At 26.7% G+C, this 25,063-nt stretch carries 24 protein-coding genes; 14 read left to right on the plus strand and 10 right to left on the minus strand.

Going from position 1 to position 25,063, the window contains the following annotated elements:
• Positions 1-1,332 (plus strand): chromosomal replication initiator protein DnaA, encoded by a 1,332-nt coding sequence (dnaA, locus tag EMELA_RS00005; RefSeq protein ID WP_051584580.1) that lies wholly within the window; start codon positions 1-3, stop codon positions 1,330-1,332.
• A 229-nt stretch (positions 1,333-1,561) separates the two neighbouring features.
• Entirely contained in the window at positions 1,562-2,683 is a 1,122-nt protein-coding gene (dnaN, locus tag EMELA_RS00010; protein ID WP_028123909.1) for a DNA polymerase III subunit beta, read from the plus strand.
• A 234-nt stretch (positions 2,684-2,917) separates the two neighbouring features.
• On the opposite strand, the gene EMELA_RS04600 is transcribed toward dnaN, so the two are convergent.
• Positions 2,918-3,088 (minus strand): hypothetical protein, encoded by a 171-nt coding sequence (locus tag EMELA_RS04600; protein WP_169733527.1) that lies wholly within the window; start codon positions 3,086-3,088, stop codon positions 2,918-2,920.
• A gap of 18 nt (positions 3,089-3,106) precedes the next feature.
• Entirely contained in the window at positions 3,107-3,331 is a 225-nt protein-coding gene (locus EMELA_RS04605) for a rod shape-determining protein (protein WP_028123910.1), read from the minus strand.
• Positions 3,332-3,752: 421 nt separating this feature from the next.
• Here EMELA_RS04605 and rnmV point away from each other — a divergent pair, with 421 nt between their 5' ends.
• The 8 genes from rnmV (at position 3,753) to gyrA (ending at position 11,215) form a co-directional block, all read left to right on the plus strand.
• Positions 3,753-4,280 (plus strand): ribonuclease M5, encoded by a 528-nt coding sequence (rnmV, locus tag EMELA_RS00020; protein WP_028123911.1) that lies wholly within the window; start codon positions 3,753-3,755, stop codon positions 4,278-4,280.
• A gap of 1 nt (position 4,281) precedes the next feature.
• Positions 4,282-5,085 carry a 16S rRNA (adenine(1518)-N(6)/adenine(1519)-N(6))-dimethyltransferase RsmA gene (rsmA, locus tag EMELA_RS00025; protein ID WP_028123912.1) on the plus strand — a complete coding sequence of 268 codons (804 nt, stop codon included), beginning with the start codon at positions 4,282-4,284 and terminating at the stop codon, positions 5,083-5,085.
• Positions 5,086-5,288: 203 nt separating this feature from the next.
• Positions 5,289-5,501 carry a hypothetical protein gene (locus tag EMELA_RS00030; protein ID WP_028123913.1) on the plus strand — a complete coding sequence of 71 codons (213 nt, stop codon included), beginning with the start codon at positions 5,289-5,291 and terminating at the stop codon, positions 5,499-5,501.
• Positions 5,502-5,503: 2 nt separating this feature from the next.
• Positions 5,504-5,995, plus strand: a complete 492-nt coding sequence (locus EMELA_RS00035) for an MATE family efflux transporter (protein ID WP_028123914.1) — start codon at positions 5,504-5,506, stop codon at positions 5,993-5,995.
• Positions 5,996-6,209: 214 nt separating this feature from the next.
• The gene (locus tag EMELA_RS04400; RefSeq protein WP_156932096.1) at positions 6,210-6,365 is read left to right on the plus strand and encodes a hypothetical protein; all 156 of its coding nucleotides are present in this window, start codon (positions 6,210-6,212) and stop codon (positions 6,363-6,365) included.
• Positions 6,366-6,422: 57 nt separating this feature from the next.
• Positions 6,423-6,590 (plus strand): hypothetical protein, encoded by a 168-nt coding sequence (locus tag EMELA_RS04405; protein ID WP_157844542.1) that lies wholly within the window; start codon positions 6,423-6,425, stop codon positions 6,588-6,590.
• 213 nt (positions 6,591-6,803) lie between these two features.
• Positions 6,804-8,711 (plus strand): DNA topoisomerase (ATP-hydrolyzing) subunit B, encoded by a 1,908-nt coding sequence (gene gyrB / locus EMELA_RS00040; RefSeq protein WP_028123915.1) that lies wholly within the window; start codon positions 6,804-6,806, stop codon positions 8,709-8,711.
• Between the two features lie 26 nt (positions 8,712-8,737).
• A complete protein-coding gene (gene gyrA / locus EMELA_RS00045; protein ID WP_028123916.1) occupies positions 8,738-11,215 on the plus strand; it encodes a DNA gyrase subunit A in 2,478 nt (825 codons plus the stop codon).
• 135 nt (positions 11,216-11,350) lie between these two features.
• Here gyrA and EMELA_RS00050 read toward each other — a convergent pair whose 3' ends face one another.
• From EMELA_RS00050 to serS, 8 genes are all read right to left on the minus strand, one after another.
• A complete protein-coding gene (locus EMELA_RS00050) occupies positions 11,351-11,644 on the minus strand; it encodes a reverse transcriptase domain-containing protein (protein ID WP_332370119.1) in 294 nt (97 codons plus the stop codon).
• Positions 11,645-12,500: 856 nt separating this feature from the next.
• Complete coding sequence (gene mnmE, locus EMELA_RS00060; RefSeq protein ID WP_028123919.1) at positions 12,501-13,859, minus strand: tRNA uridine-5-carboxymethylaminomethyl(34) synthesis GTPase MnmE; 1,359 nt, start codon at positions 13,857-13,859, stop codon at positions 12,501-12,503.
• Between the two features lie 70 nt (positions 13,860-13,929).
• Positions 13,930-14,559 (minus strand): hypothetical protein, encoded by a 630-nt coding sequence (locus EMELA_RS05145; protein WP_198407617.1) that lies wholly within the window; start codon positions 14,557-14,559, stop codon positions 13,930-13,932.
• A gap of 70 nt (positions 14,560-14,629) precedes the next feature.
• A complete protein-coding gene (locus EMELA_RS05150) occupies positions 14,630-15,046 on the minus strand; it encodes a hypothetical protein (protein ID WP_268875449.1) in 417 nt (138 codons plus the stop codon).
• 134 nt (positions 15,047-15,180) lie between these two features.
• Positions 15,181-15,474, minus strand: a complete 294-nt coding sequence (locus tag EMELA_RS04620; RefSeq protein ID WP_198407618.1) for a hypothetical protein — start codon at positions 15,472-15,474, stop codon at positions 15,181-15,183.
• Positions 15,475-15,566: 92 nt separating this feature from the next.
• On the minus strand, positions 15,567-17,165 hold the full coding sequence (locus tag EMELA_RS00070) for an APC family permease (protein ID WP_051584581.1): 1,599 nt from the start codon (positions 17,163-17,165) through the stop codon (positions 15,567-15,569).
• Between the two features lie 174 nt (positions 17,166-17,339).
• Positions 17,340-17,606: a hypothetical protein gene (locus EMELA_RS00075; RefSeq protein ID WP_156932098.1), complete on the minus strand. Its 267-nt coding sequence runs from the start codon at positions 17,604-17,606 to the stop codon at positions 17,340-17,342.
• Between the two features lie 174 nt (positions 17,607-17,780).
• Positions 17,781-19,049 (minus strand): serine--tRNA ligase, encoded by a 1,269-nt coding sequence (gene serS, locus EMELA_RS00080; RefSeq protein ID WP_028123921.1) that lies wholly within the window; start codon positions 19,047-19,049, stop codon positions 17,781-17,783.
• A gap of 139 nt (positions 19,050-19,188) precedes the next feature.
• Between serS and EMELA_RS00085 the strand changes: the two genes are divergently transcribed.
• From EMELA_RS00085 to EMELA_RS00100, 4 genes are all read left to right on the plus strand, one after another.
• The gene (locus EMELA_RS00085; protein WP_028123922.1) at positions 19,189-20,052 is read left to right on the plus strand and encodes an Hsp33 family molecular chaperone HslO; all 864 of its coding nucleotides are present in this window, start codon (positions 19,189-19,191) and stop codon (positions 20,050-20,052) included.
• Positions 20,053-20,843: 791 nt separating this feature from the next.
• Entirely contained in the window at positions 20,844-21,821 is a 978-nt protein-coding gene (locus EMELA_RS05270) for an ABC transporter ATP-binding protein (protein WP_084485286.1), read from the plus strand.
• A 92-nt stretch (positions 21,822-21,913) separates the two neighbouring features.
• Positions 21,914-24,046, plus strand: a complete 2,133-nt coding sequence (locus tag EMELA_RS00095) for a hypothetical protein (RefSeq protein ID WP_100608990.1) — start codon at positions 21,914-21,916, stop codon at positions 24,044-24,046.
• 40 nt (positions 24,047-24,086) lie between these two features.
• Positions 24,087-25,058: a carbohydrate ABC transporter permease gene (locus tag EMELA_RS00100; protein WP_028123925.1), complete on the plus strand. Its 972-nt coding sequence runs from the start codon at positions 24,087-24,089 to the stop codon at positions 25,056-25,058.
• Positions 25,059-25,063: the final 5 nt, after the last annotated feature.

The raw sequence follows: 25,063 nt of genomic DNA on the forward strand, positions 1-25,063 counted from the left end.
ATGGAGACAAAACAATTTTGAGAATTAATCGTTAATAAACTTAAGAAAGAAAACCTAATTGATCCAGATATTATTGAGGAATATATCCTTACTTCTGAACTTGTCAAAATTTCAAACAAGGAATATGTAATTCTTGTTAGATCTAATTTAGGTGTAACTATCTTAAATGAATTAAAAGAAGTATTTGTTTACGGATTCAAATCTTTCTTAAATGACTATGTTGCTGTTGAATTCTCTACTAAAGTTATTTTTAATAAAAATAACAAAGCAAATATAAAGAAAGAAGAAGCCTCAAAACTTCTTCCTGATAATGCATTAACATTTGATAACTTCATTGTTGGATCAAGCAATAAGCAAGCTAATTTAGCTGCTAAAAACGTTGTAACAAATCCTGGTTCTTCATTTAATCCTTTATTTATCTATGGTGATTCTGGTTTAGGAAAAACTCACCTTCTTCAAGCAATTAAAAATGAAGCTACTTTAAGTAATAAAAAAGTTTTATATTTAACTTCTGAAGACTTTACTAAAAGTGTTGTAAATGCCCTAAATAAGGGGGATTTAAAAGAAATTGAAGATTTAAAAAATAAAATTAACTCAAATGATTTTTTTATTTTAGATGATATTCAATTCTTAAGTAAAAAAGATAAAACAAATGAATTTTTCTTCAACATTATCAACAATTTTACTGAAAATGGGAAACAACTTGTTTTTTCAAGTGATAAAACTCCTGAATTACTTAATGGTTTTGAAAAAAGAATGATAACTAGATTTAATTCTGGTCTTTCTACTCCAATAAATTCGCTTGATATTGCAACAGCTAAACTAATAATTGAATGAGAAATTAAAAAACAAGGTTTAAAACAAAAAATTAAAGAAGATGCGATTGTTTATTTAGCACAAAATTTTAGTGATGATGTTAGAAAAATTAAAGGAATAGTTAACAGATTGTTATTTTTTGGGATTCAAAGTGACTTAAATCATGTTATTGATCTAGAAAATATAATTGATTTATTTAAAGATACTCCTTCAGCTAATTTAGGATTATTAAATGTTAAAAAAATTAAAGAAGTTGTAGCTAAAAAATATGATGTTACTATTAAAGCAATTGATGGAAAAGCAAGAACAACTGAAATTAAAAATGCTAGACATTTAGCAATGTACTTTGCGAAAATTATTTTAAATCATACTTCAACTCAAATTGGTGCTGAGTTTGGTGGAAGAGATCATAGTACTGTTTTAAGTGCTATTTCTAGAATAGAAAAATTAATATATAAAGAAAAAGAATTCAAAAAAATTGTTGAGTCTCTTAAAAATGAAATAGTAGTAAAATAAACTGTTTTGCGATGGTTTATTTTTTTATGAGGAAAAGTGGATAATTAATGTTGATATATTTTTAAACAAAGTTTCTTATTTACTAATATTTTTTAATGTTTTCCACATATAAACCTTATTATAAATATTAACTATATAATAAATAATACAATATAAAAATAAGGTTATTTTCTTTTGTTTTTAATTTGTATATATGAGATAATATACTTTGTAAAAAGATGGAGGAAATATGAAAATAAGTATAAATAAAGATGTCTTATTAGAAGAATTATCAAAAGCAAGTAAAATTATTGATCCTAAATCTTTTAATCCTGCTTTATTAGGAATTCATATTGAAGCTAGTTTTGATAAATTAGTGATTATTTCATCTAATACTTCAACTTCTTTTAAATCTGATCTAATAAATGAAAATTCTGATCTTGTAATTGATCAACCAGGAAAAATATTAGTTAAACCTAAATTCATCTTAGAATTACTAAGAAAGTTAGATAGTGAATTTGTAACACTTTCAACTTTTGGAGAAAACGAATTAGAAATAATTACAAAGAAATCAAATTTAAAAGTTTCAATCTTAAATTTTGATGATTTCCCTATTCTTGGTTTTGTTGAAAGAGGAATTGAATTATCAATTAATCCACAAGAGTTTAAAAACACTTTAAACCAAACAATTAATTCAATCAGTATGTATAATCAAAAAGTTGTTTTAACAGGAATGAATTTAAAAATTAAAGATAACAAAATTTCATTTGTTACAACTGATCTTTTCAGAGTAAGCTTAAAAGAAATTACATTAAACGAAAATACATCAGAAGAAATAGATATTATTATTCCACATAAAACATTATTAGAATTATCAAGATTAATCGATAATGTTAATGATTTTAAAATCATTATGCATGATGGAAATGCCACATTTAAATTAGATAATAATTTATTACAATCTACTTTAATTGAAGGAAGATATCCAAATGTATATTCTGCTTTCCCTGTAACACATGAAATTAAGCTAGAATTAAACGCTAGAACTATTTTAAAAGTGTTAAGCAGATTTGAACTAACAACAGACTCAAATATCGCGTCAGTGGTTAATTTAGATATTGGAGTTAGTGAAATAATTTTAAAAGCAACAATTGCTGAAACAGCTAAGTATGAAGAAAAATTTACAGATTATAAATTTGAAGGTTCAACTTCTTTAAATATTAACTTTAATACAAAATATTTAATTGAAGCAATTAGAACATTTGATGATCAATTAATTTATATGACATTTAATACACAAAACAAACCAGTATTAATTACAGGTGCACAAAAACGTGATTTAAAACAAGTTGTTTTACCAACATATGCTTAATAAAAAAATAAAAACAAGTCGACCCTTATTTTTTACTTTATTAAATTTAAATATTTAATAGTTTCTTCGATATCTTAGTATACAAGTTTTTTGAAATAGTTACTGGAAAGTTAAAGAAGTATTCAAAGAAATCTTTTACATCACTAACTCCTGATAATTCACCATTTACATATAATCCATTTTTAACAACACCACTTCTTACTAAAGTAGAAGAGTTTTCTAAAACAGCTGTAATTAATGATTTGTAATTTGTAAAAGATTTAATAAAATTTTTTTAAATTCTTCACTATCACAAACAACACTTCTTCTTTCGTTTGTAATAATATTTTTTCCAACAATACTTAATTCTAATTCATCTATTAATTTAATAATAGTTCCTAATGATGATTTAATTTTTTCAATCATGTCACTATCAACAGAAATTTAATGTTCTTCTCTCATATATTTATTTAAAGAATCATCTAAAAATTTTTTTGCATACATATTTTCTTTATCATTAACAATTTTACCTTCAACAATTAATGTTAATGCAACTTTTGCATAATCTTGATTGATGTCTAAAATTAAAAAACCATGTTCATCATTAATTTCAGCATTAGCTCCTAGTGCTGAAAGAATTACTCTTGGAGCAAAAGTTAAACAAAGCATATTTGTTTGTTCACTAAATAAAATTTGGAAGAATTCTTGAATAAAGTCATTGTCAGAGTTAGGACAAGCAATAACAATATTAGCGCCGTCAAATTCATCTTTGAATTTTTAACAAGAATATTTACATAGTGTTTAAAAATTTCTAAATCTTGAATAATAAATTTATCAAGAATATTAACAACTTTTAAAGAATCATCTAAACGACCGATTGTATTTTTACATCACGACAATACAGAAGAATTTCAGTTGTTAAAACGTTTCAACAAACTAAACTAAAATAGTCATATGTTTTTCCTTTTTCAGAATAAATTATTCTTGTAAATTCTTCACCAAAAACTATTCCTATTTTTTTTATTGTTCATAATCTTCTTCACATTAATTATAGTATATAATAATCTTAATGTTATATATAGGTGAATTAATGGTAAATGAAATAATTATTGTTGAAGGTAAATCAGATTCACAAAAATTGAAGAAAATATATGGTGAAAATTTAATTACAATTGAAACAAATGGTTTAGGATTTAATAATAAAAAACTTAATCTAATTAAAGAATTAAACAAAAAAAATAAGATTATAATTTTTACAGATCCTGATGGACCAGGAAAGAAAATTCGCGAAAGTTTAATTGAGTATTTAGACACAGATATTTACAATGCTTTTATTTCAAAAACTGACATTGATAAAAACTCTAAAAAAATTGGAATAGCTGAAGCAAATGAAACAGCGATAAAAAATGCTTTAAATAATTTAATAACTTATAATAAAAATAATGAATCTATTTCTTGAAATGATTATGTTAATAATGATTTTTATTTAAAAGAAAATAGGAACAAAATAACAAGTTATTATAATTTGAGTGATGAGTTAAGTTCAAAGAGTTTATTTAAATGAATTAACTGAATGAATTTGAGTGTAACAGATATAGAAAAAATCATAGGAGAATAAAATGAAAGTTGAATCAAAGAAAAAGTTTGGTCAAAATTTTATTAGTGATCAAAATTTAATTAATAAAATAGTTTCAATTCTTGGTGACGACAAAGATCAATTAATTATTGAGATTGGTCCTGGAACAGGTGCTTTAACTAAATTGCTTGCACAAAAATATAAAAAAGTTGTAGCAATTGAAATTGATACAGACATGGAACCAATTTTAAAAAGAGAAATTCCTAATGATAATTTTGAATTATTTTTATCTGATGTATTATTAGTTGATTTTGAAAAATTAATTAAAGAAAAAAAACAACATGAAAATCAAAAAGTATCAATTATTTCTAATATGCCATATTACATTACAAGCGAAATTTTATTTAGAACATTAAATGTAAGTGATCAATTAACAAAAGCTGTTTTTATGATGCAAAAAGAAGTTGCTATTAGAGTTTGTTCTTACAAAGGTGAAAACAACTATAATAACTTATCTGTTGCTTGTGAATTTTTTGCAGATAAAAAATATGAATTTACAGTACCAAAACATATGTTTTATCCTGTGCCAAAAGTTGACTCAGCAATTATATCTTTAACTTTTAATAATAAATATACTAGTCAAATTAAAAACAAAGATAAGTTTTTAGTATTTTTAAGAAAAATTTTTAATAATCGAAGAAAAACAATATTAAACAACTTATCAAATGTAACAAATGATAAGATAAAAGCAAATGAAATACTTCAAAAAGTGTACATTGATAAATCATTGAGACCTGAAGTAATTGGGTTAGAAGATTTTATAAAAATATTTAATGAATTAGTTTAGGGAATAAAATGGAAAAAATAGAAGTAAATACAACTGAAAAAGTTAAGTTTGATTTAAAGGAAAAGCGTTTTTTGCTCCACGAAATTTTAAAGAAATTATTTCAATAACAGGGCGTATCTTTTTTCAGTTGTTTATTATAAGCTTTAATTTCACAAATAAACGTCTTATAGTTTAGTTGATATGAAACAGGAGATCAGTTATTTGTGTCTGGAATTGCTAAAGCAACAATCTTAATTAATGCTGTTAGTTTTATTCCTTCATTAATTGCAAGTGGTACTCTTGTAGTTGAAAGTAACTTATTTGGTCAAAATATACAAAAAAAATTATCATCTGTTGTTACAACAGGAATAATTGTTAACTTCTTTATTACTTTGTTTGTGTTTATTATTTTACAAGTATTTGCAAAAGACTTTTAGGAATGTTAAATGCAACTGATGAAATCATTACTACTAAACCTGATTATCCAAATTGAACAGAGATAAATTTTTGTAAAGCTTATTTTAGAATTAATATTTTTAGTCTTTTAATTATGAGTGTTACACAAGTTTATATTTCTGGATTACAAGATTGTAAAAAAAGGATCATTGCAATTGGAGCAATTTGTTCAAACTTTGTTAATGTAATCGTTGTTTGTTTTGTGCTTTATGTATTTAAACTAAATTCTGTTTATGGTGGTTTATCAGTGACTGCAGCTAATTTTGCACAATTAATTTACATGATGATTATGAACTTTAAATATATTGACTATAAAAATCAAAATTTTAAAGAATTAGTTAAATTTAAGTTTGTAATTGAAACAGTCAAAATTGGTTTAACCATAACTTTAGAAATGAATTTATGCAATATTTGTAACTTTGTTATGTTAAGTGCAATTACAAATGTACAACTACCAGTTTGATATGATCCATAATTAGCAGGAACAGATAATCAAAAACACGTATTAGATAGTTTAGTAAATCTAAATACAAGAATTAGTTCAATCATGTTATATTAACAACCTTCTTACAATTAATTCGAACAGTAACATCAATTCTTGTTGCACAAAAGGCAGTATTAAAGACAAAGAAAGAGTATTTAAAATTGGGATAGATTGTTGAAGAATTTCAATTTTTGCAAAATTAATTTTGTCTTCAGTTACATTCATTTTAATTTATCCAATTTTCTTAGCGTTCCATATTTCAAGAGTTGTGATTATTAGATATGGAATCTTATTATTTGGAATTCTATTTATTAAATATTTATTTGATATGGTTAACATGACATTACTAAGATCATTATAATCAGTTGGTTATTTATGAGTTCCATTACTTATTTCTGTTTGTACAATGATTTTATTTATGGATGTATTACCAAAAGTTATTTCAAATAATGTTGTTACAGACCCGGGTTACACAATGGCAATCATATTTGTAATCGTGGCATTTGATCCAATTGTAAGATCCATTATTTATATTATTATTTGGTTTAGAAAAAAATGATTTAAATATGTAAGAAAAGTAAGTTAATAATCTTTAAAAAAATGGCCTTTAGTCATTTTTATTTTATTTTTAATAAATATATCTAAATAAAGCAATTTAAGGGCATTTTTTAAGCAATTTAGATAAAATCAGTACTTTTTATGGGTTATGCCTTGCCGCTTTATTTTATGAACAAAAATGACTAAATTAATATATAATATATATTAACCAAACTTAGAAAGAAAAGGGTGAATAAATTATATGGCAGAACAAAATTATGGTGCTGAATCGATTAAAGTTCTTAAAGGTTTAGAAGCTGTTAGAAAACGTCCAGGGATGTATATTGGTTCTACTTCTAAAGCAGGATTACACCACTTGGTTTGAGAAATCATGGATAACTCAGTTGATGAGGCTATGGCAGGATTTGCAAACAAGATTATTTTAACTATTACACAAGAAGGGGAAATCATTGTTCAAGATAATGGACGTGGGATTCCTGTTGGAATTCAAGCTGATTCTGGGAAATCAGCTTTAGAGTTAGTTTTTACTCAATTACATGCTGGGGGAAAATTTGACTCAGACTCATATAAAATTTCAGGAGGACTACATGGGGTTGGTGCTTCTGTAGTTAATGCGTTGTCTTTATATGTTGATGTTGAAGTTAAACGTGAAGGTAAAATTCATCACCAAGTATTTAGTGGTGGAGGAACTAAACAAACTGAAATTGAAATTATTGGAGAAACAACTGAAACAGGAACAATTGTTAAATTTAAACCAGATCCTAAAATCTTTTTAGAAGGAACTGAATTTGACTATGAAACAATTAGAAATAAAGTTAAACAACTTTCATATCTAAATAAAGGTTTAGTCATAGAATTAAACGATTTAAGAATTGATAAACATGTTGAATACCACTTCCCAAACGGTATTTTAGATTATGTTAAAGAAAAAAATGAAACAAAAGTAAAAATAAACCCAAGCATTTTCTATGTTGATGACAAACACGATGATATTGAAGTTGAAGTAGCTTTACAATATAACGCAGAATACCAAGAAAACTTAATTACATTTGTTAACAATATTAATACTCATGAAGGTGGAACTCACGAAGATGGTTTAAGACAATCATTAGTTAGAGTAATTAACCGTTATGCTGAAAAAGTAGCAACAGGAAATAAACCTGCTGCAAAATACTCATGAGATGACATTAAAGAAGGAATGGTATGTATTATTTCAATCAGACATACTGATCCACAATATGAAGGGCAAACTAAAACTAAATTAGCTAATCCAGATGCTAAAAAAGCAGTTGATGCTGTTGTTGGAGATGCATTTGAAGAATTCTTATTAAAATCTCCAGAAGATGCAAAAACAATTTTAGATAAAAATGCTAATGCACAAAAAGCTAGAATCGCTGCTCAAAGAGCAAGAGAAGAAACTAGAAGAAAATCAGCACTTGATACATTCTCACTTCCAGGTAAATTAGCTGATTGTGAAAGTAAAGACCCTGAAATCGCTGAGTTATATTTAGTCGAAGGGGATTCAGCTGGTGGTTCTGCTAAAACAGGACGTAACCGTAGATTCCAAGCGATCTTACCTTTAAGAGGTAAAGTATTAAACGTTGAACGTGTTGCTGAAGTTAGAGCTTTTGCAAACAATGAAATTAAATCAATTGTTACTGCAATTGGAACTGGAATTAAAGAAGATATTGATTTATCTAAATTAAGATATGGAAAAATTGTTATTATGACTGATGCTGATGTCGATGGTGCTCACATCCGTACATTATTATTAACATTCTTCTATAGATATATGAAACAATTAGTTGTTAATGGTCACGTGTATATCGCTCAACCTCCACTTTATAAAATTGAAGCTGGTAAGAAAGTTGCTTATGCATATAGTGATTCTGAACTTGAAGAATTAAAAGCAGATGAATTTAGAGATTCAAGATACACAATCCAACGTTACAAAGGACTTGGAGAAATGGATCCAATTCAATTATGAGAAACAACAATGGATCCAGAAAAACGTACAATGTTACAAATTAAATTAGAAGATGCTGCAATCGCTAATGAGGTATTCTCAGACTTAATGGGAGAAGATCCAGAACTAAGAAGAAATTATATTCAAGAAAACGCAGAGTTTGTTGAAAACATTGACTTTTAGACAAAGAATAGAAAAGGTGAATTAAAATGAGTGAAAAAAACTTAGAACATAACCATGGTATTATTAAGGGTATTGATATTGCTGCTGAGGTTAGAAAAGACTTTTTAGAATATTCAATGTCTGTTATTGTTAGTCGTGCGCTTCCAGACTTGAAGGATGGTTTAAAACCTGTTCACCGTCGTATTATTTATGCGATGAATGATTTAGGGATTACTGCAGATAAACAACACAAAAAATCAGCACGTATTGTTGGGGAAGTTATTGGTAAGTACCACCCACACGGTGATACTGCTGTTTATGACTCAATGGTAAGAATGGCTCAAGACTTTTCATACCGTTACCCATTAGTTGATGGTCATGGTAACTTTGGTTCAATCGATGGTGATGGAGCCGCTGCCATGCGTTATACTGAGGCTAGATTAGCTAAAGTATCAAATTTTATTATTAAAGATATTGATATGAACACTGTTCCTTTTGTTGATAACTATGATGCTAGTGAACGTGAACCTGCTTACTTAACAGGTTACTTCCCTAACTTATTAGCAAATGGGGCAATGGGAATTGCTGTTGGGATGGCTACAAGTATTCCACCACATAACTTAAGAGAAGTAATTAGTGCGATTCATGCATTTATTGATAATCGTGATATTACAATTGATGAAATTTTAGATAACCACATTATGGGACCAGATTTCCCAACTGGTGCGTTAATGACAAATGGAATCAGAATGCGTGAAGGATACAAAACTGGTAGAGGTGCTGTAACTATTCGTGCTAAAGTTGCACTTGAAGAAAATGATCGTCATGCAAGATTTATAATTACTGAAATTCCATACCAAACTAACAAAGCTAAATTAATTGAAAGAATTGCTGAATTAGTTAAAACAAAACAATTAGAAGGTATTTCAGATATTCGTGATGAATCTAACTATGAAGGAATTAGAATTGTTATTGAATTAAGACGTGATTCAAACCCTGATGTTGTTTTATCTAAGTTATATAAATTTACTAACTTACAAACAACTTACTCATTAAACTTGTTATCACTACACAATAACATTCCTGTGTTATTAGATTTAAAATCAATTATTAAACACTATGTTGATTTCCAAATTAATGTAATTATTAAACGTTCTATCTTTGAAAAAGATAAAATTGAAAAACGTTTTCATATTTTAGAAGCTTTAGATACTGCATTAGATAACATTGATGCAATTGTTAATATTTTAAGAAATTCACCAGAATCAAATGAAGCTAAATTAAAATTAACTGAAGCATTTGGATTTGATGAAGAACAAAACAAGGCTATTCTTGATATGAGATTACAACGTTTAGTTGGATTAGAACGTGGAAAAATTCAACAAGAAATGGCACAAATTAAAGAAAGAATTGATTATCTAACTTTATTAATTTCTGATGAAACAGAACAAAATAATGTATTAAAAAATCAATTAAGTGAAATTGCTGATAAATTCGGTGATGACAGAAGAACTAAAACAATTGATGAAGGATTAATGGACATTGAAGATGAAGAATTAATCCCAGATGTTAAAACAATGATTCTTTTAAGTGAAGAAGGATACATCCGCCGTGTTGATCCTGAAGAATTTAGAGTACAAAAACGTGGTGGTAGAGGAGTTAGTGTTAACTCAGCTAACGAAGATCCAATTGTGATTGCCACAATGGGAAAAATGCGTAATTGAGTATTATTCTTTACTAACTCAGGAAAAGTATTTAGAACTAAAGCATATAACATTAGACAATACTCACGTACAGCACGTGGATTACCAATTGTTAACTTCTTAAATGGACTAACAGCTGAAGATAAAATTACAGCTATCTTGCCATTAAGAAATGCAAAAGAAAAAATGCATTATCTAACATTCATTACTGAAAAAGGAATGATCAAAAAAACAGATATTTCATTATTCGACAATATTAATAAAAATGGTAAGATTGCAATTAACTTAAAAGAAAATGATCAATTAGTAACAGTATTTGCTACAACTGGAGAAGATACAATCTTTGTTGCTAATAAATCAGGTAAAGTAATTAGAATCCAAGAAAATATTGTGCGCCCATTATCAAGAACAGCATCAGGGGTTAAAGCAATTAAACTTGATGAAAAAGATATTGTGGTTGGAGCAGTAACTTCATTTGGAATTGAAAACATTACAACTATTTCTTCAAAAGGAAGTTTCAAGAAAACAAACATTGATGAATATAGAATTTCTGGTCGTAATGCTAAAGGTATTAAAGTTATGAACTTAAATGAAAAAACAGGTGACTTTAAATCAATCATTGCAGCAAGAGAAACTGATTTAGTATGTATTATTTCAACTGATGGAAACTTAATTAAAACAAAAGCATCAGACATTCCTGTATTAGGAAGAGCTGCTGCTGGAGTTAGAGGAATTCGTTTAAGTGAAGGTAATAAAATTCAAGCAGTAATGTTAGAATACCGTAAACACGGAGAAGAAAACCAAGAGTTCGAAGAAGATTAAAATTAGGTTATTCATAATATTAATAAGTAAGTATTAAATAAAGTAGTAGTAAAAGCTATTTTATTAAAATACTTATTTTTAAACATTTTTAACATATGATTTTGCGTTTTTTATTTTTTAATACTTTTTTATTTATTACATAAAGTTTTTGTTTTTAAATAAAAGGTTGTGATAACGAATTCCTTTTGATGAATTAGAAATAAATACTTTTTTTCTATTTATTTTAACTTTATGTTTTTTAGCTATTTCAAATATTTTGTTTATTGTTTCTTGTAATTGATTTTCATTTTTAAAAGATAAAAATATATCATCAACATAAATACTCATTTTTCCATTTTTAGTTTTAATAAAATTAAAAAGTTCATTAAAAAAAGAAGCATTTGAAAGAAAACAAACGATACCAGATTGAAAAAACTCTGAGGTATAAATATTTTTTTAATAATCTCTTATTAATGCATACGGCAAGGTACAAAACTTATATATAATTTTATTTATGTCTTTTGAATTTTCTGTTTTTTCAGAAATATATTTTAATAACTTTAAAGATTGAGTATTTTCGAAATATTCTTGTATATCTATTTTTACATAAAATATAGTTTCTTTTGTAACATATTTATGCATTTTAACTGCTTTAAATATGCTAGAACCCTTTAGACAGAAGATAAATACTCTGGGCATTCTTTTTTAATTTAAAAATTTTAATATTGTTTTCAATAAAAAAATCAATTTACTTGTTTTTTAAAATATTTTTTGCAAAATCTTTTTTTGTTGTTATTTTTTCCACATTTAACCTTGCTTTCAACCTTTTTGTTATAATTAATATATCAAGATTTCGTGGTTACCCACACTTGTTTGCCTTTTGGCGTAAATAATTTCAGGCGATATACAATAGTTTATTTGACTTAAATTAGTTTAGAATAATTGATAACTTCATTGCCTAGGTGCATCACAGATAAGATTTGTTATTTTGGGCATCAGTATCTTTGGTGCTCCTTTATTTCTATGTTGGTAAGAGTAATGCTTATTCTTATAAAAACTATTTTATTAGCAGTAACAATTCATCTTATTAAAGAGCTTATTTTATTCATTATTAAACGCATTTGTAAATGAATGAGAAATAAAAAAGGAGGTAGATAAAATGAAACAAATAAATAAATTGTTATATTGAAATCTAACCTGATGCCAATTATGTTACTTGCTTAACATAAATTAGATAGTCACCTTAAATCATTCAATTTCGATGGCTTAAGGTGACTTTTTAAATATCTTTTAAAGTTTAATGAGATTATTTACCAAGACAATATTTTTTAAAGATATTATCAATGATTTCTTCATCATATTGCTCACCAATAAGTTCATTTAAGTAATTTCAAGCTTCATGTAAATCAACATTAACAATGTCAATTGGCATTCCAGCAATAATGGCGTTTAGAGATCTTTCTAAACGCTCTTTTACTTGTTCTACAAATGAAATTTGCTCAATGTTAATTAAAATTAAAGAATCATTTTTTGTTAGTTCTTCACTAATATGTATTTTCTCAATTTTATTAATTAATGCGTTAATATCTTGGTTAATTGCACTTGTAAATACAACATTATTAAATTGATTTAATAGTTGTTGCTTTTCATCATCTGAAAGTAGTTCACTTTTGTTAACAACTAAAATAAATTTTTTATCTGTTAGTTTATTAAAAATATTTTTGTTTTCATTATCTTCTATAGATTCATTATTCACAACAAATAAAACTAGTTCAGCTTCTTCAATCATTTTAAATGATTTTTCAATTCCTAAACTTTCAACAACATCACTAGTATTTCTAATTCCGGCTGTATCAATTAAATTTAAACTGATATGTTCAAGATTAATTTCACCAGTTACAATATCTCTAGTTGTTCCGTGAATATCTGTAACAATTGCTTTGTCTTCATTTAATAATGCATTTAATAAAGAAGATTTACCAACATTGGTTTTACCAACAATTGCTGTTTTAATTCCGTTAGTATTTTTAATTGCCATTTTAGATCTTTTTAATAATTTATTAACTTCAACATTGATATCAGATAATGCACTTGTTAACTCAGGAATGCTATTTCCTTCAACATCCTCATAATCAGGATAATCAATTGAAACTTGAATTCTTGAAATAATATCTAATAAGTTTGCTTTCAAGTTAATGATGCTTTGATTATGCGTACCACTCATGTTATTAACTCCAATTTTTAAAGCTAATTCATTCTTAGCAAAGATTAAATCATTAATTCCTTCTGCTTGAATTAAATCTATTTTATTATTTAAAAATGCTCTTTGGCTAAATTCACCTTTATTAGCCATTCTTGCACCGTTCTTGATAATTAGGTTGATTATGCGTTGAGTGTTTAAAATACCCCCATGACAAGCGATTTCAACCACATTCTCACCAGTAAAGCTTGCTGGAGCTACGAACGAAGTTAACACAACTTCATCAACTAGTTCATTTTTATCAAATAATTTTCTCACTCAAACATTTTTTGTTTCAGTAATTTTAAGATTTAATAGTTTATTAATAATATTAAAACTATCATCTCCACTAATTCTGATTAAAGAGATAGCTTGAGTTGAAATATTGGTTGTTGGTGCAACTATTGTTTGATTTATATTATTCATGTCTATTTCCTTGCTATTTATTATTATACTATTTTAGTAATAAAAATAGATTCCGAAGAATCAATTTGAATTAAGCGATATTTCCACCAATTGTTCCACCAATTGAAATCAATACAATTGCAAGCACAAATAGAATTGCTAATATTGGTCACATGACTTTAAAGAACTTTGTATAATCGATTCTTGCTATTCCAATTGCAGCCATCAAAATTCCTGATGTTGAGGTAAATAAATTAATAAACCCATTTGCGATTACAAACGCTCTTACTGACTCACTAGCTAAAACTTTTGGGTCTTTTGCAACTACTCCTGAAAGTAATGAGAAAACAGCTCTTGCAAATTCTGATGTTGAAGGAATAAATAATGAAAGAGGTAAGAATAAAATAAATAGAATAATTAAAATTCCAATAGATGAATTAATTCCACCAATTGAATCAGATAATCCTGAAACAACTAAATCTTGAATCAATGAAGTTTTTAATGATCAACCAATTCTACCAGCAACAGAAATAACTAAACATACACCAAATAAATCTTTTGCTCCGATCATAAATTGATCTAAGAAACCTTCTTCACCAAGCCCGTTAATAAATTTTAAAACAATTGCTGATACTAAGAAGATAGCAGAAACAACAATAAATCCGCCATTACCAAAGCCTTCAGCTGTATTGTTAAATAAGAGATCTGTAAATGTATTCATTCACCAAATTTATAAATGGCCCTCATGTGCTTTCATCTAAAGGATCATTTTCAAATCCAAAGATGCTATCTTAACCAACCGTGTAAAAAATCATTAATAAGAAGGTAAGACCAAAAACGGTAAGTGTTAATTTTCTTTTTCATGTCATTTCAATTTTTTCAGTTGCTTCATTTAAAAAGAATTTTTTATTTGCTTCCATTGTTTTAAAAACAACAGATTTTTGTAGATTCTTTTTAACTTTTCATGAATATCACATAACAAACATTATTGAAGCAGTTGTCATTACAAATCATGAAACTATTCTTCAAACTAATCCATCTCCAACAGATGTTTCAATTCGTAAATCTTTAATAGTATCTACAGCAACCCCAATTGCAAATGGGTTAACTGTTGAATTCATAACTCCAACACCAGCTCCAAGTAGAACGATCATAAAACCAGTTAATTTATCAAATTTTGTAGCCATCATTAATGGAATACAAATCATATAAAATCCTAGTGATTCTTCAGCTAGTCCTTCTGCACTACCAACAATTGAAAAAAACTATTAATGGAATAATTGCCCAAATCTCTTTCCCTTTTAATGCTGCTGTAATGTTTTGAGAAAATCCTTCTAATGCTTTAGAACAGATTATGATATTTAAAAATCCACCCAATGCAACTAAAAAAAACAATAATTTTAGCACCACTAACAAATCCATGAATTGGTGCTAAGAATAAATCAAATATTCCTAAAACTTTAATTTTATCTTTTGTCCCATCATGATGCGTAATGCTTGCTCCATTTCATTTTAAAATTCAACTAATTAAAATGATAAAAGCAATGATTAGTAAAAGAATTGTAAATGCTGACCAAATTTTAAACTGTTTTTTCTTGGTCTGTAGGAACATTTTTATTTTAAAGTCATTTTTCATCTAAAAGCCTCCAATCTTTTATAATATTTAGGCAAGATGATTATATAAAAAAAGAACATTAAAATAGAACATTAAAATGCTCTTTAAATTTATTATTTAATTTTTCTTTTAAAAACTTTATTCTTTAAAATTATTAAATCTTTTTTAATACTTAAATTATCTTTAACAATAATGTCAGGATTAATTTCTCCGTCTCATCCTTCAAGATAAGGATCTTTTTTAAATTTATATTCTTGAATTAAAAATACAATTAAATTAATTGATAATGAAATAACTAAGATAATTAAGAATCACATTCCAGATTGAGTAATTCCTCAATCATTCTTAGCAATATTTTTTGGTTCTCAAATAAAGGCTATTATTCCAAATAAAATGAAAATAGTCATAAAGAATGAAGAAATGATTCCACAAACCATAAATAATTTAGTTTGTTCAACTTTTACCTTTTTTGTAAAACGATTAACAACCCCAGCAATCATTACAGCTAATACCATAATAAATACTAATGCACTAGTTCCAGAAGAAAATCAATTTATATAATCAGCTGGTTTATTTAACAGGTTTTCAATAAATGTAACACTTTGTGATCCAACAGCAGAGTTAATTCCATCTCAACCTTCTCTTTTTGTACAAATACCAATTGTAATTAAGAAAGTATAAGCAACAATAAAAATTAAGAATTGAATAAATCCTGCTTCTTGATAACTCATAGCTCTTTTCTTAGTATAAATAGTTTTATTGTTTGCATCAGATGCTAAATCAACAATTGCAATATCCACAAAGATACTTGAACCTAATAAACAGATAGTCATTAAAATTAAATTAGAAATAATTCTAGCAACATTGCTTTCTTTACCACCTAACATTTTTTCAAATAACTTAACAATTGATCCATCTGGTGATCCCAAAAATAATGATAAAGCCATTAATACATAAAAGATTGCTACAAAGATCATTCCAGCAAATAAAGCTTTAGGTACAACATCTTTATTAGTTGCAGTTTTTTGGGCATTTGCAATATATACATAACCATCAAAGGCAAATAGAATTCCACCAAAACCACCTAAGAATAGCACTGGTGATCAACCATATGCATTACCATCACTTGGTCACATAGCACTACTTCCACCTGTTTTATCAATTAAAATAAACCCAGCAATGAAAGCAATTAATAATGGAACAAACTTAATGATAATTCCAATTACTTGAATTCTTTGGTTAATAAATCTTTTATAAACTGAAAGAACAGTACAAGTAATAAAAATACTAATTCCTACTAATAGATAAATAATTAATTGTTGATATGGAAGGATTGGTGCTCCGATTGCTAATAGTAGATAATTAACAGCTCCAGCAATAAAGACACTTTGTGTACTTGGTATATAAACTCATCCATACATAATTGAAAAGAATGATGCTGTTTTTCGATTAATAAATATTTTTGCTCAGTTTCCTAATGTACCATTTCCAAAGTGTTTTGTTGATGATGAAATCTCAATAAACACCACCATTGACATAATACAAATTACCCCAACAAATGTTCAAAGTATTAAAGCTATAATAGGGTTGTTAGTTTGATTCAATAGTTCACTATTTTTCATGTATATTCCAGAACCAATAACAGTTCCAATTACCATGACAAAAAGAGTTAAGAATTCAAACGTTTTTGTTTTTGTTTTTCTTGTATTCATTTTTATGCTTCCTATATTGTTTAAAAATAATTGTAAATGAAAAAAACTTAAAATGAATTAAAAAGAAACACTTTATTGAGACACTAAAATAGTAAATATTAAAAAACACAATTTATTAAGGTTGCGTTTTTTAATTTGATTTCAGTATATTTTCCTAATTATTTTTTGTTACAGCTAAATAGACATAATATATTTCCATCTTTGAATAAATCAATATCAGTTGTATATTTTCTTGTAATTCATTATTTTCTTCAAGATTTCAAATTTTTTTCAAAGACTAGCTATTTTAGAATTTTCTTCAGTAACTTTTTTTGAATATACTATAAACTTTGAGTCAGTCCCATCATTATCATTTAATTCTAAATCCCAAACTTCATCAGAACCATCTTCAATTATATATCCAGAAGAATAGTCAAAATTCCCCTTTGTAATTATTTTCATAATTACTATAAACACCAACCAATTGGTCATTGATTGAATTTTGGAAGGCATAGTTATAAGCATTCATAAAGACTTTTTTTATTTTCTCTTGGTTCAACTTATCTAAAAAGTTATTTGTTGTAATTGTTTTTAATATTTTGATTTTCATTGTTTGTTACCTATAATTTTTCTAATTTATTTAATATATTCTTGATTATTAAAATATGGTCTTAAAACAGTTGGCAAAATTAGTTTTTCTCCATCTCAATAGTTTTCTAAAATTGCAGCAATTAAACGATCAATTGCAACCCCACTACCATTTAAAGTATGCACTAATTTAACTTCACCATTTGCATCACGATATCTTGTTTGCATATTTCTTGCTTGGAAATCAGTACAGTTTGAACAACTTGAAATTTCACGATATTTATCTTGTTCTGGGAATCAAACTTCTAAGTCATATGTTTTTGTAGAACTAAACCCAACATCTCCAGTACATAATTCAACCACACGATAAGGTAAATTAAATAATTGTAAAACAGCTTCAGCATCTTTAACCATTGCTTGTAGTTCTGCTTCACTAGATAATTGATCAGTAATTTTAACTAACTCAACTTTGTTAAATTGGTGTAATCTAATTAATCCTTTAGTATCTCTACCAGCACTTCCAGCTTCTTGTCTAAAGCATTGTGAATATGTTGTATAGTGAATTGGTAATTGATTTAAATCTAAGATTTCTCCAGCATGTAAGTTAGTTAAAGGTACTTCTCCAGTTGGAATTAAGTATTGATCATTTGTTGTAATATAAGCATCTTCTTTAAACTTAGGTAATTGACCTGTTCCATACATTGCTTGTGTATTAACTAATAAAGGTACAGTAATTTCTTGATAACCTTTGCTTGTATGTAAATCTAATAAAACATTAGCTAAACTTCTAACTAATTTAGCTCCAAGTCCAGTATAAACAACAAAGCGAGAACCACTTAATTTAGGACCAGCTTCAAAATCAACAAAGTTTAATTGACTAGCAATTTCTCAGTGAGCAGTAGGATGTTTTTTAATAAACTCATTTCCTCAAACTCTAACTTGAACATTGTCATTATCATCAGCGCCAAAAGGCATATCATCATTAGGAATATTTGGAATATTTTGTAATTTAACAGTTAATTGTTCTTGTACTGTTTTTAATTTTTCATCTAGTTTATCAATTGTTAAATTAATTGAACTAACTTCATCTTTGATTTTGTTAGCTTCATCAATTTGTTTATTACGCATCAATTCACCAACTTGTTTTGATAAATTATTTTTATTTGCTTTTAAAGTTTCTACTTCCTTTAAAATTGCTTTTCTTTGTAAATTTAATTCAACTACTTCATCAAACATCACTGCATAGTTTTCACTTCGTTTATTTAATTGTTCTTTTACTTTAGTTAAATTATTTTCAATAAAATTAATATCTAACATAATATCCTCCAAATCATTTAGTGATTTAATATTTAAAGTATAATACAAAATAAGATAAAAAATCTATTGATAAAATTACTTAATTGTTAATTTTATTATAGAAATAGAGTAAAATTTAAAAATAATAGGAGAAAACAAAATGGATTTACAAATAAGAGCAATAAGTCATAAACATAATGCGAAAATTGCAATTGTTGATATTAGTGAAAGTATGAAACAAATTTGTGATTTACAACAAACCAATCCATTAATTAGTATTGCTTTAGCTAAATTTACAATTGGGAATACTTTAATTGCATTAGATAATAAAGAATTAGCAAAAATTAATACTAACTATATAACAAGTAATGGAGCAGTTAAAAAAATGATTGCTGAATTCCAAAATAACAAACTTAGAGCATATGCACAAGTTAAAGATTTTAATATTGATGAATATATTCCACATGTAAGTAATAATCCAATTTATGCAACAATTGGAAGCCAAGGTCAATTATTAAATAGTAGAGATATTGGTTTAAAAGAACCTTATGTTTCAACAATTAATACAGATTCACCTAATATGGATCATATCTGAATGGACTTTTTAAGAGACAGTAACCAAGTTGGTTCATTATTAACAAGTGATGTAATATTAGATGATGATTTAAAAATTAAAAAAGTTGTAGGAGTATTAATTCAACTACTACCAGAACATACACAAGAAGATATTGATTTATTAGAAGCTAAATTAGGAAATACTAATTTCTTATGTGAAATATTAATGAAATCAACAAATTATTATGAAGTAATTAAAGATATTTTAGATGATGCTGAAATTCTTCAAAGTAAAGAACTTATTTTTAAATGTACATGCAATGATAAAAAGATTTTAAATTCTGTTAAATTACTTGGAACTGATGAACTTAAAGAAATTGTAGATAGAAAAGAAGATATTCAAGTAATATGTGATTTTTGTAATAAAGAATACACAGTTAATAATGCTGAATTAAATAAATTAATCTAAATTTAAACAAGAGATTTTAGCAAAGTTAAAGGCTAAAACTTTTGTTTTTTTGTTATTAATGTTAATATTATTAAGATATTGTTTTAACATTTTGAAAAATTTAATAAACAGAAATGGAGACACAAATGGCTGATAACAAAAAAAACGTAAGTACCAATACTTGATCAAAAGCTGCCAATGAACAAAAAGTAGCTAAATTAAAAGGTAAATCAATTGATAAAGAATTACTACCTAAACAAGAAGAAAAACCAGCTAAACAACCAAAACCAGTTGTAGCTAAAACTGAAGCAATTAAAGCTGCTAAAGTTGAAAAATTAGCTGGACTAAAAGTTGTTGCTCAACCAAAACCTGCTAAAGTTAAAGCTGAAGCAGTTAAACCAGCTAAAGCTGAAAAAGTAGTTGAACCAAAAACTAAATCAATTATTAAAAGAGATCAAAAATTTATTAATGAAATTAAAGAAAAAGAATTAATTAAACAAAAAATCAAAGAAGAAAAAGCAGCTAAAAAGCAAAACAAAATTGACGCAAAAAGAATTTATCAAGAACAAATCGAAGAAGAAAAAGCTCGTGTGTTCTTAGAAAAACAAGAAGCTGCTAAAAAATTAGAAGCAGAAGCTGAAGCAAAAAGACTTGAAGAAGAAAAAGTTAAAGGACTTGCTGATAAAGAAAGATTAGCAGAGGCTAAAAGAGTTGCTAAATTAGAAGAAGAAGCCGAAGCAAAAAGATTAAAAGAAGAAAAAGCTGCTAAATTACTTGCTGATAAAGAAGCTAGAAATAAAAAAAATGTAGTAATGGAAAAACAAACTAACAAAAAAACTAAGAATGAAGAAATAATTATTAAAGAAGTAAAAGAAATTGAAATTTTTGACATTTCAACTCAATCTGAAGCTGAACGTGAATTTATTGAACTTGAACCAAAAACAAACTTTGATAAAGGTATTAAAGGTTTAAAACAAAAAAATAAATACCAAAAACAATTAACAAGTAAATATTCTAAAAAAATTTTAGCTGATGGTGCAATTATTACAACAACAAATTGCAAACCAAGTACTGAAAAACACATTATTGAATTAAAAGATGTTAAAAAATCATACATTACTGGAGATTTAGAAACACCAATTTTAAAAGGTATTGATGTTAAATTAGACAAAGGTGACTTTATTGTTATCTTAGGACCATCAGGATCAGGAAAAACTACATTCCTTAACGTTATTTCAGGATTAGATAAAGCAACTGAAGGTGACGTATTTATCTTAGGATCAAACTTATCATTATTAAAAGATTCACACTTAACAAAATTTAGAAGAAGAAATGTAGGATTTATTTTCCAACAATATAACCTTCTAACAAACTTAACTTCAAAAGAAAATGCTGAAGTTGGACAAAACCTTGCAAACAAAAATAAACAAGGAATGAGTATTGAAGATATATTTAAAACAATCGGTATGAAAGAACAAATGAATAAATACCCTCACCAAATGTCTGGGGGACAACAACAAAGGGTTTCTATTGCCAGAGCATTAGCTAAAAACCCAGAAATCCTATTTGCCGATGAACCAACAGGAGCATTAGATGAAGAAATGGGACGTAAAGTATTAGAAATTTTAGTTAAAGTTAACCGTGAACAAAAAACTACAGTTGTAGTTGTTACTCATAACCCTAACATTGCCAAAATTGCTAACACAGTTATTCATATTAAAAATGGATTAATTGACAGTTTAGAGAAAAATAAAAAACCAGCTGATCCAAAAACAATTGAATGATCATAGAAAAGAAGCCAATAGTGGTTTTTTTCTTTGTGATTTTTGTTAAAAAAAGATTTATAATTAAAATATTATATAAAGAAAGATGTTGAAATAAAATGAAAAAACTATTATTAACACTATCATCTGTACTTGTGGTAGGGGGAGCTGCGATTTCTGTAGTTTCATGTGGGGTGAAACCAGAAAAAGAAGTAATATTCATGCTGTTTGGTACAACAAGCAGTTCAGGAGATCAAGAAAAAAGACAAAACTTTCAAGATTTAGCTGATGGATATAACGCAATTCATAAAAATGATGAAAATTTTGTACCAATTAAAGTTGTAATGAAAAATTCAAACTACTTAGATTTAGCTATTCAATCAAAAGATAATTTACCAGACTTATATGTATCATATGTTGATGCTGCATCAACATATGTAGATTCTTCAGTTGGAAGCAAAGTTAGAGATATGAAAAAATCTATGGGAGATGAAGGATATAATAAGCTTAATGCTGACTTAATAACACCTGCTTTCATGGAAGAAGGACAATATAGAAATGAACAAATTGTTTTACCATTTGGTAAATCTTTTGACATATCTGTTCTTAACGTAAACTTATTTATTCAATTTATGGCGTTGTTCCCTGAATTAAAAGCTGATGCAGCTGCACTTGAAAAAACATTTGAAGAATATAACAAGCAAAGAGCATTATTATTAGATGAATCAGAAAAATGAGCAAAAACAAAAATTTTTGCAGACGGATTAACTTTTAGTACAAAAACTACTGACGCAATCACTAAAGAAACAAAGGCAATTGAACTAGATTCTGCACTATTTACTAGTTTAGAAACTTCATTAAAAGAAATTAAAGATGTTGATGGAATAAAAGCATTTTTTAATTCAACAAAAAATGTTTTAAACGTTACTAATGCTTTTAGAGAAGTTGTGGCCAATAAAGGTCTTGATGTAAAAGTTACTTTAAATGAACAAACTCGTAAAGAAGCTGTAACAGCAACAGATAAATATAATTTTGCTTTTGGAATTGATTCACTAGATAACAAATATTACATGGATTGTGCTGCAACAACTGCAGCACAAGAAGGTGTAATAAATGTTCAAAAACCAATTTCAGAAACTCCTCAAAATGATTTTTGATATAGTACAACTTATGAAAACAAAGTTGCAAATATTGAACTAAACCCATATTCTCAAGGATTTGTTAATACAACTGAATATCTTCAAGGTATGAAAGATGCTGCTTTAAAAAACGGTGATGATTCTATAACAACAGATTGAAGAGATCAATGAAACGGTGTATTTTCAACAGCAAGAAAATCAAACAATACACAAAACTGAGTAACTGAAGATTTTGTTAAATCAACAATGTTCATGGCAAGTGCGTCATCAGCAAATGACACTTACTTTACTGATCAATTACAAAACAGAGATGTTACAAATAGTGAAGGTGAAATAGTTAAAAAAACATACAGACCAGTAAGTAAGGCTGACGTTATAACAACATCAACAACAAATGGTGAAGGAACAAACAAAAACGTGTTTCTATCACAAGGAAGAGGAATTGCTGGTTTCCAATCGGAAGGAAAAAATGCTGTTGAAAAAGAAAAAACAGTTCAAGGATTCTTAAACTATATAATGCAACCAATTAAAACAGCTCAATATGGTTTAAAAACAACTTACATGCCAGCAACAAAATTAGGAATGAAAATCTATGAAAGTTATTTAGATGGAAGTTACAATAATAAAACTGATAAAATAGGTGATAAAACTAACTTAATTAAAGTTATAACTGAAATTGAAAAAGACTATTTTGAAAGAAACATTGATGAAACTGAAGCAAAAGCATTAATTCCTGAATACTTTAAACAAATTTTAAATTCAACAACTGGAAAACCAGAAGTTAAAGCGGGAGTAAGTTCAATTAATACTTCATTTATAAAAGACTATTTAAATTCATTAATGAGTAAAGAACAAAATAAAGCAAGTAGTAATGTTGCTTTAGTTTCTTCAAAAGCAATCCCAACTACAGATATTATTAGATCAAGTCTTAAACCAGCATTAAGTGGTTCACAAGGATTACTTGATTTAACAAAAAATAATTCAGATTCTAGAAATAAAAAAATGACTGAATTATTAGTTGATGGTGATAACACATATAACTTAGCAAGATACATTAGAACTTATAAAAATAAAGAGTTCTTTAAAGAAATTAATATCAAAATAACAAAATAAAAATAATTGACAAATTTTTAATTTTGGAGGGTTATTAAAATTGAAAAACACAAATAAAGGTTTAATTTTAAGTGGAAAACATTTTATTAAAAAAACCGGCACAAAAAATTTAGAAAAAACCAGATTTGAAGCATTCAACCAATTAATTTGAGTGCTTCCTGCTTTCTTCTTTATTTGTGTTTTTTCATATTTTTCAATCTTTATTGTTTTTAAATTTGGTTTAAGTGAAAATGGAGCTCAAGGTGTCTTTAAATTAAGTTTTCTTACAATTAAAGAATTATTTACAGAACCATTAAATGAATTTCCAATTGCTTTAAGAAACACACTGCTTTATGTTGTGTTATCAGTTCCAATATCATTACTATTATCATTATGAGTTGGTAAGTCTTTAAGTAATGTTTTAAATAGAAAAGCATTTTCATTTTTTCAATCAGCATTATTTTTACCATATGTAACATCTTCCTTAGCTGTTGCAATGGCTTTTTCTATTATCTTTTCAAATAGTAATAATTCATTACTTGCTCAATTGTTACATAAACTAGGAATGCAAAATATTGATTGAACAAAACCTAAGAATGCAATTACAATGACAACAATTTATGGAATATGAAGAATGTTACCATTTCAAATTATTTTATTTACAGCTGCCTTTTTAAAAGTTGACAAAAGGTTATATCATGCAGCAGCTGTTGATGGTGTTCCTAGATGAAAACAATATTGACAAATTTCAATTCCGCAAATAATGCCTGTGATTGTTTATATGATAACAACAGCAATCATTGGATCATTAAAATTTATTCCATTTGGTTTATTTACTGATTATGATGAAGCAGTTAAAGCACATGCACAAACTGCAGTGTATTATATCTTTAACCAGATTAATGGTGATATTGGAACAGTAGCTTCTTATAGTAAAGGTGGAGCTGCGGCAATTATTCTTATGTTAATAATTCTTGTAATCACTTTATTTAATCTAATCTTAAGTAAATATCTTAGAAAGAAATTTAGATAGGTGAT

This window comes from Mesoplasma melaleucae (assembly GCF_002804105.1).
Taxonomy (GTDB): Bacteria; Bacillota_I; Bacilli_A; order Mycoplasmatales; family Mycoplasmataceae; genus Mesoplasma; species Mesoplasma melaleucae.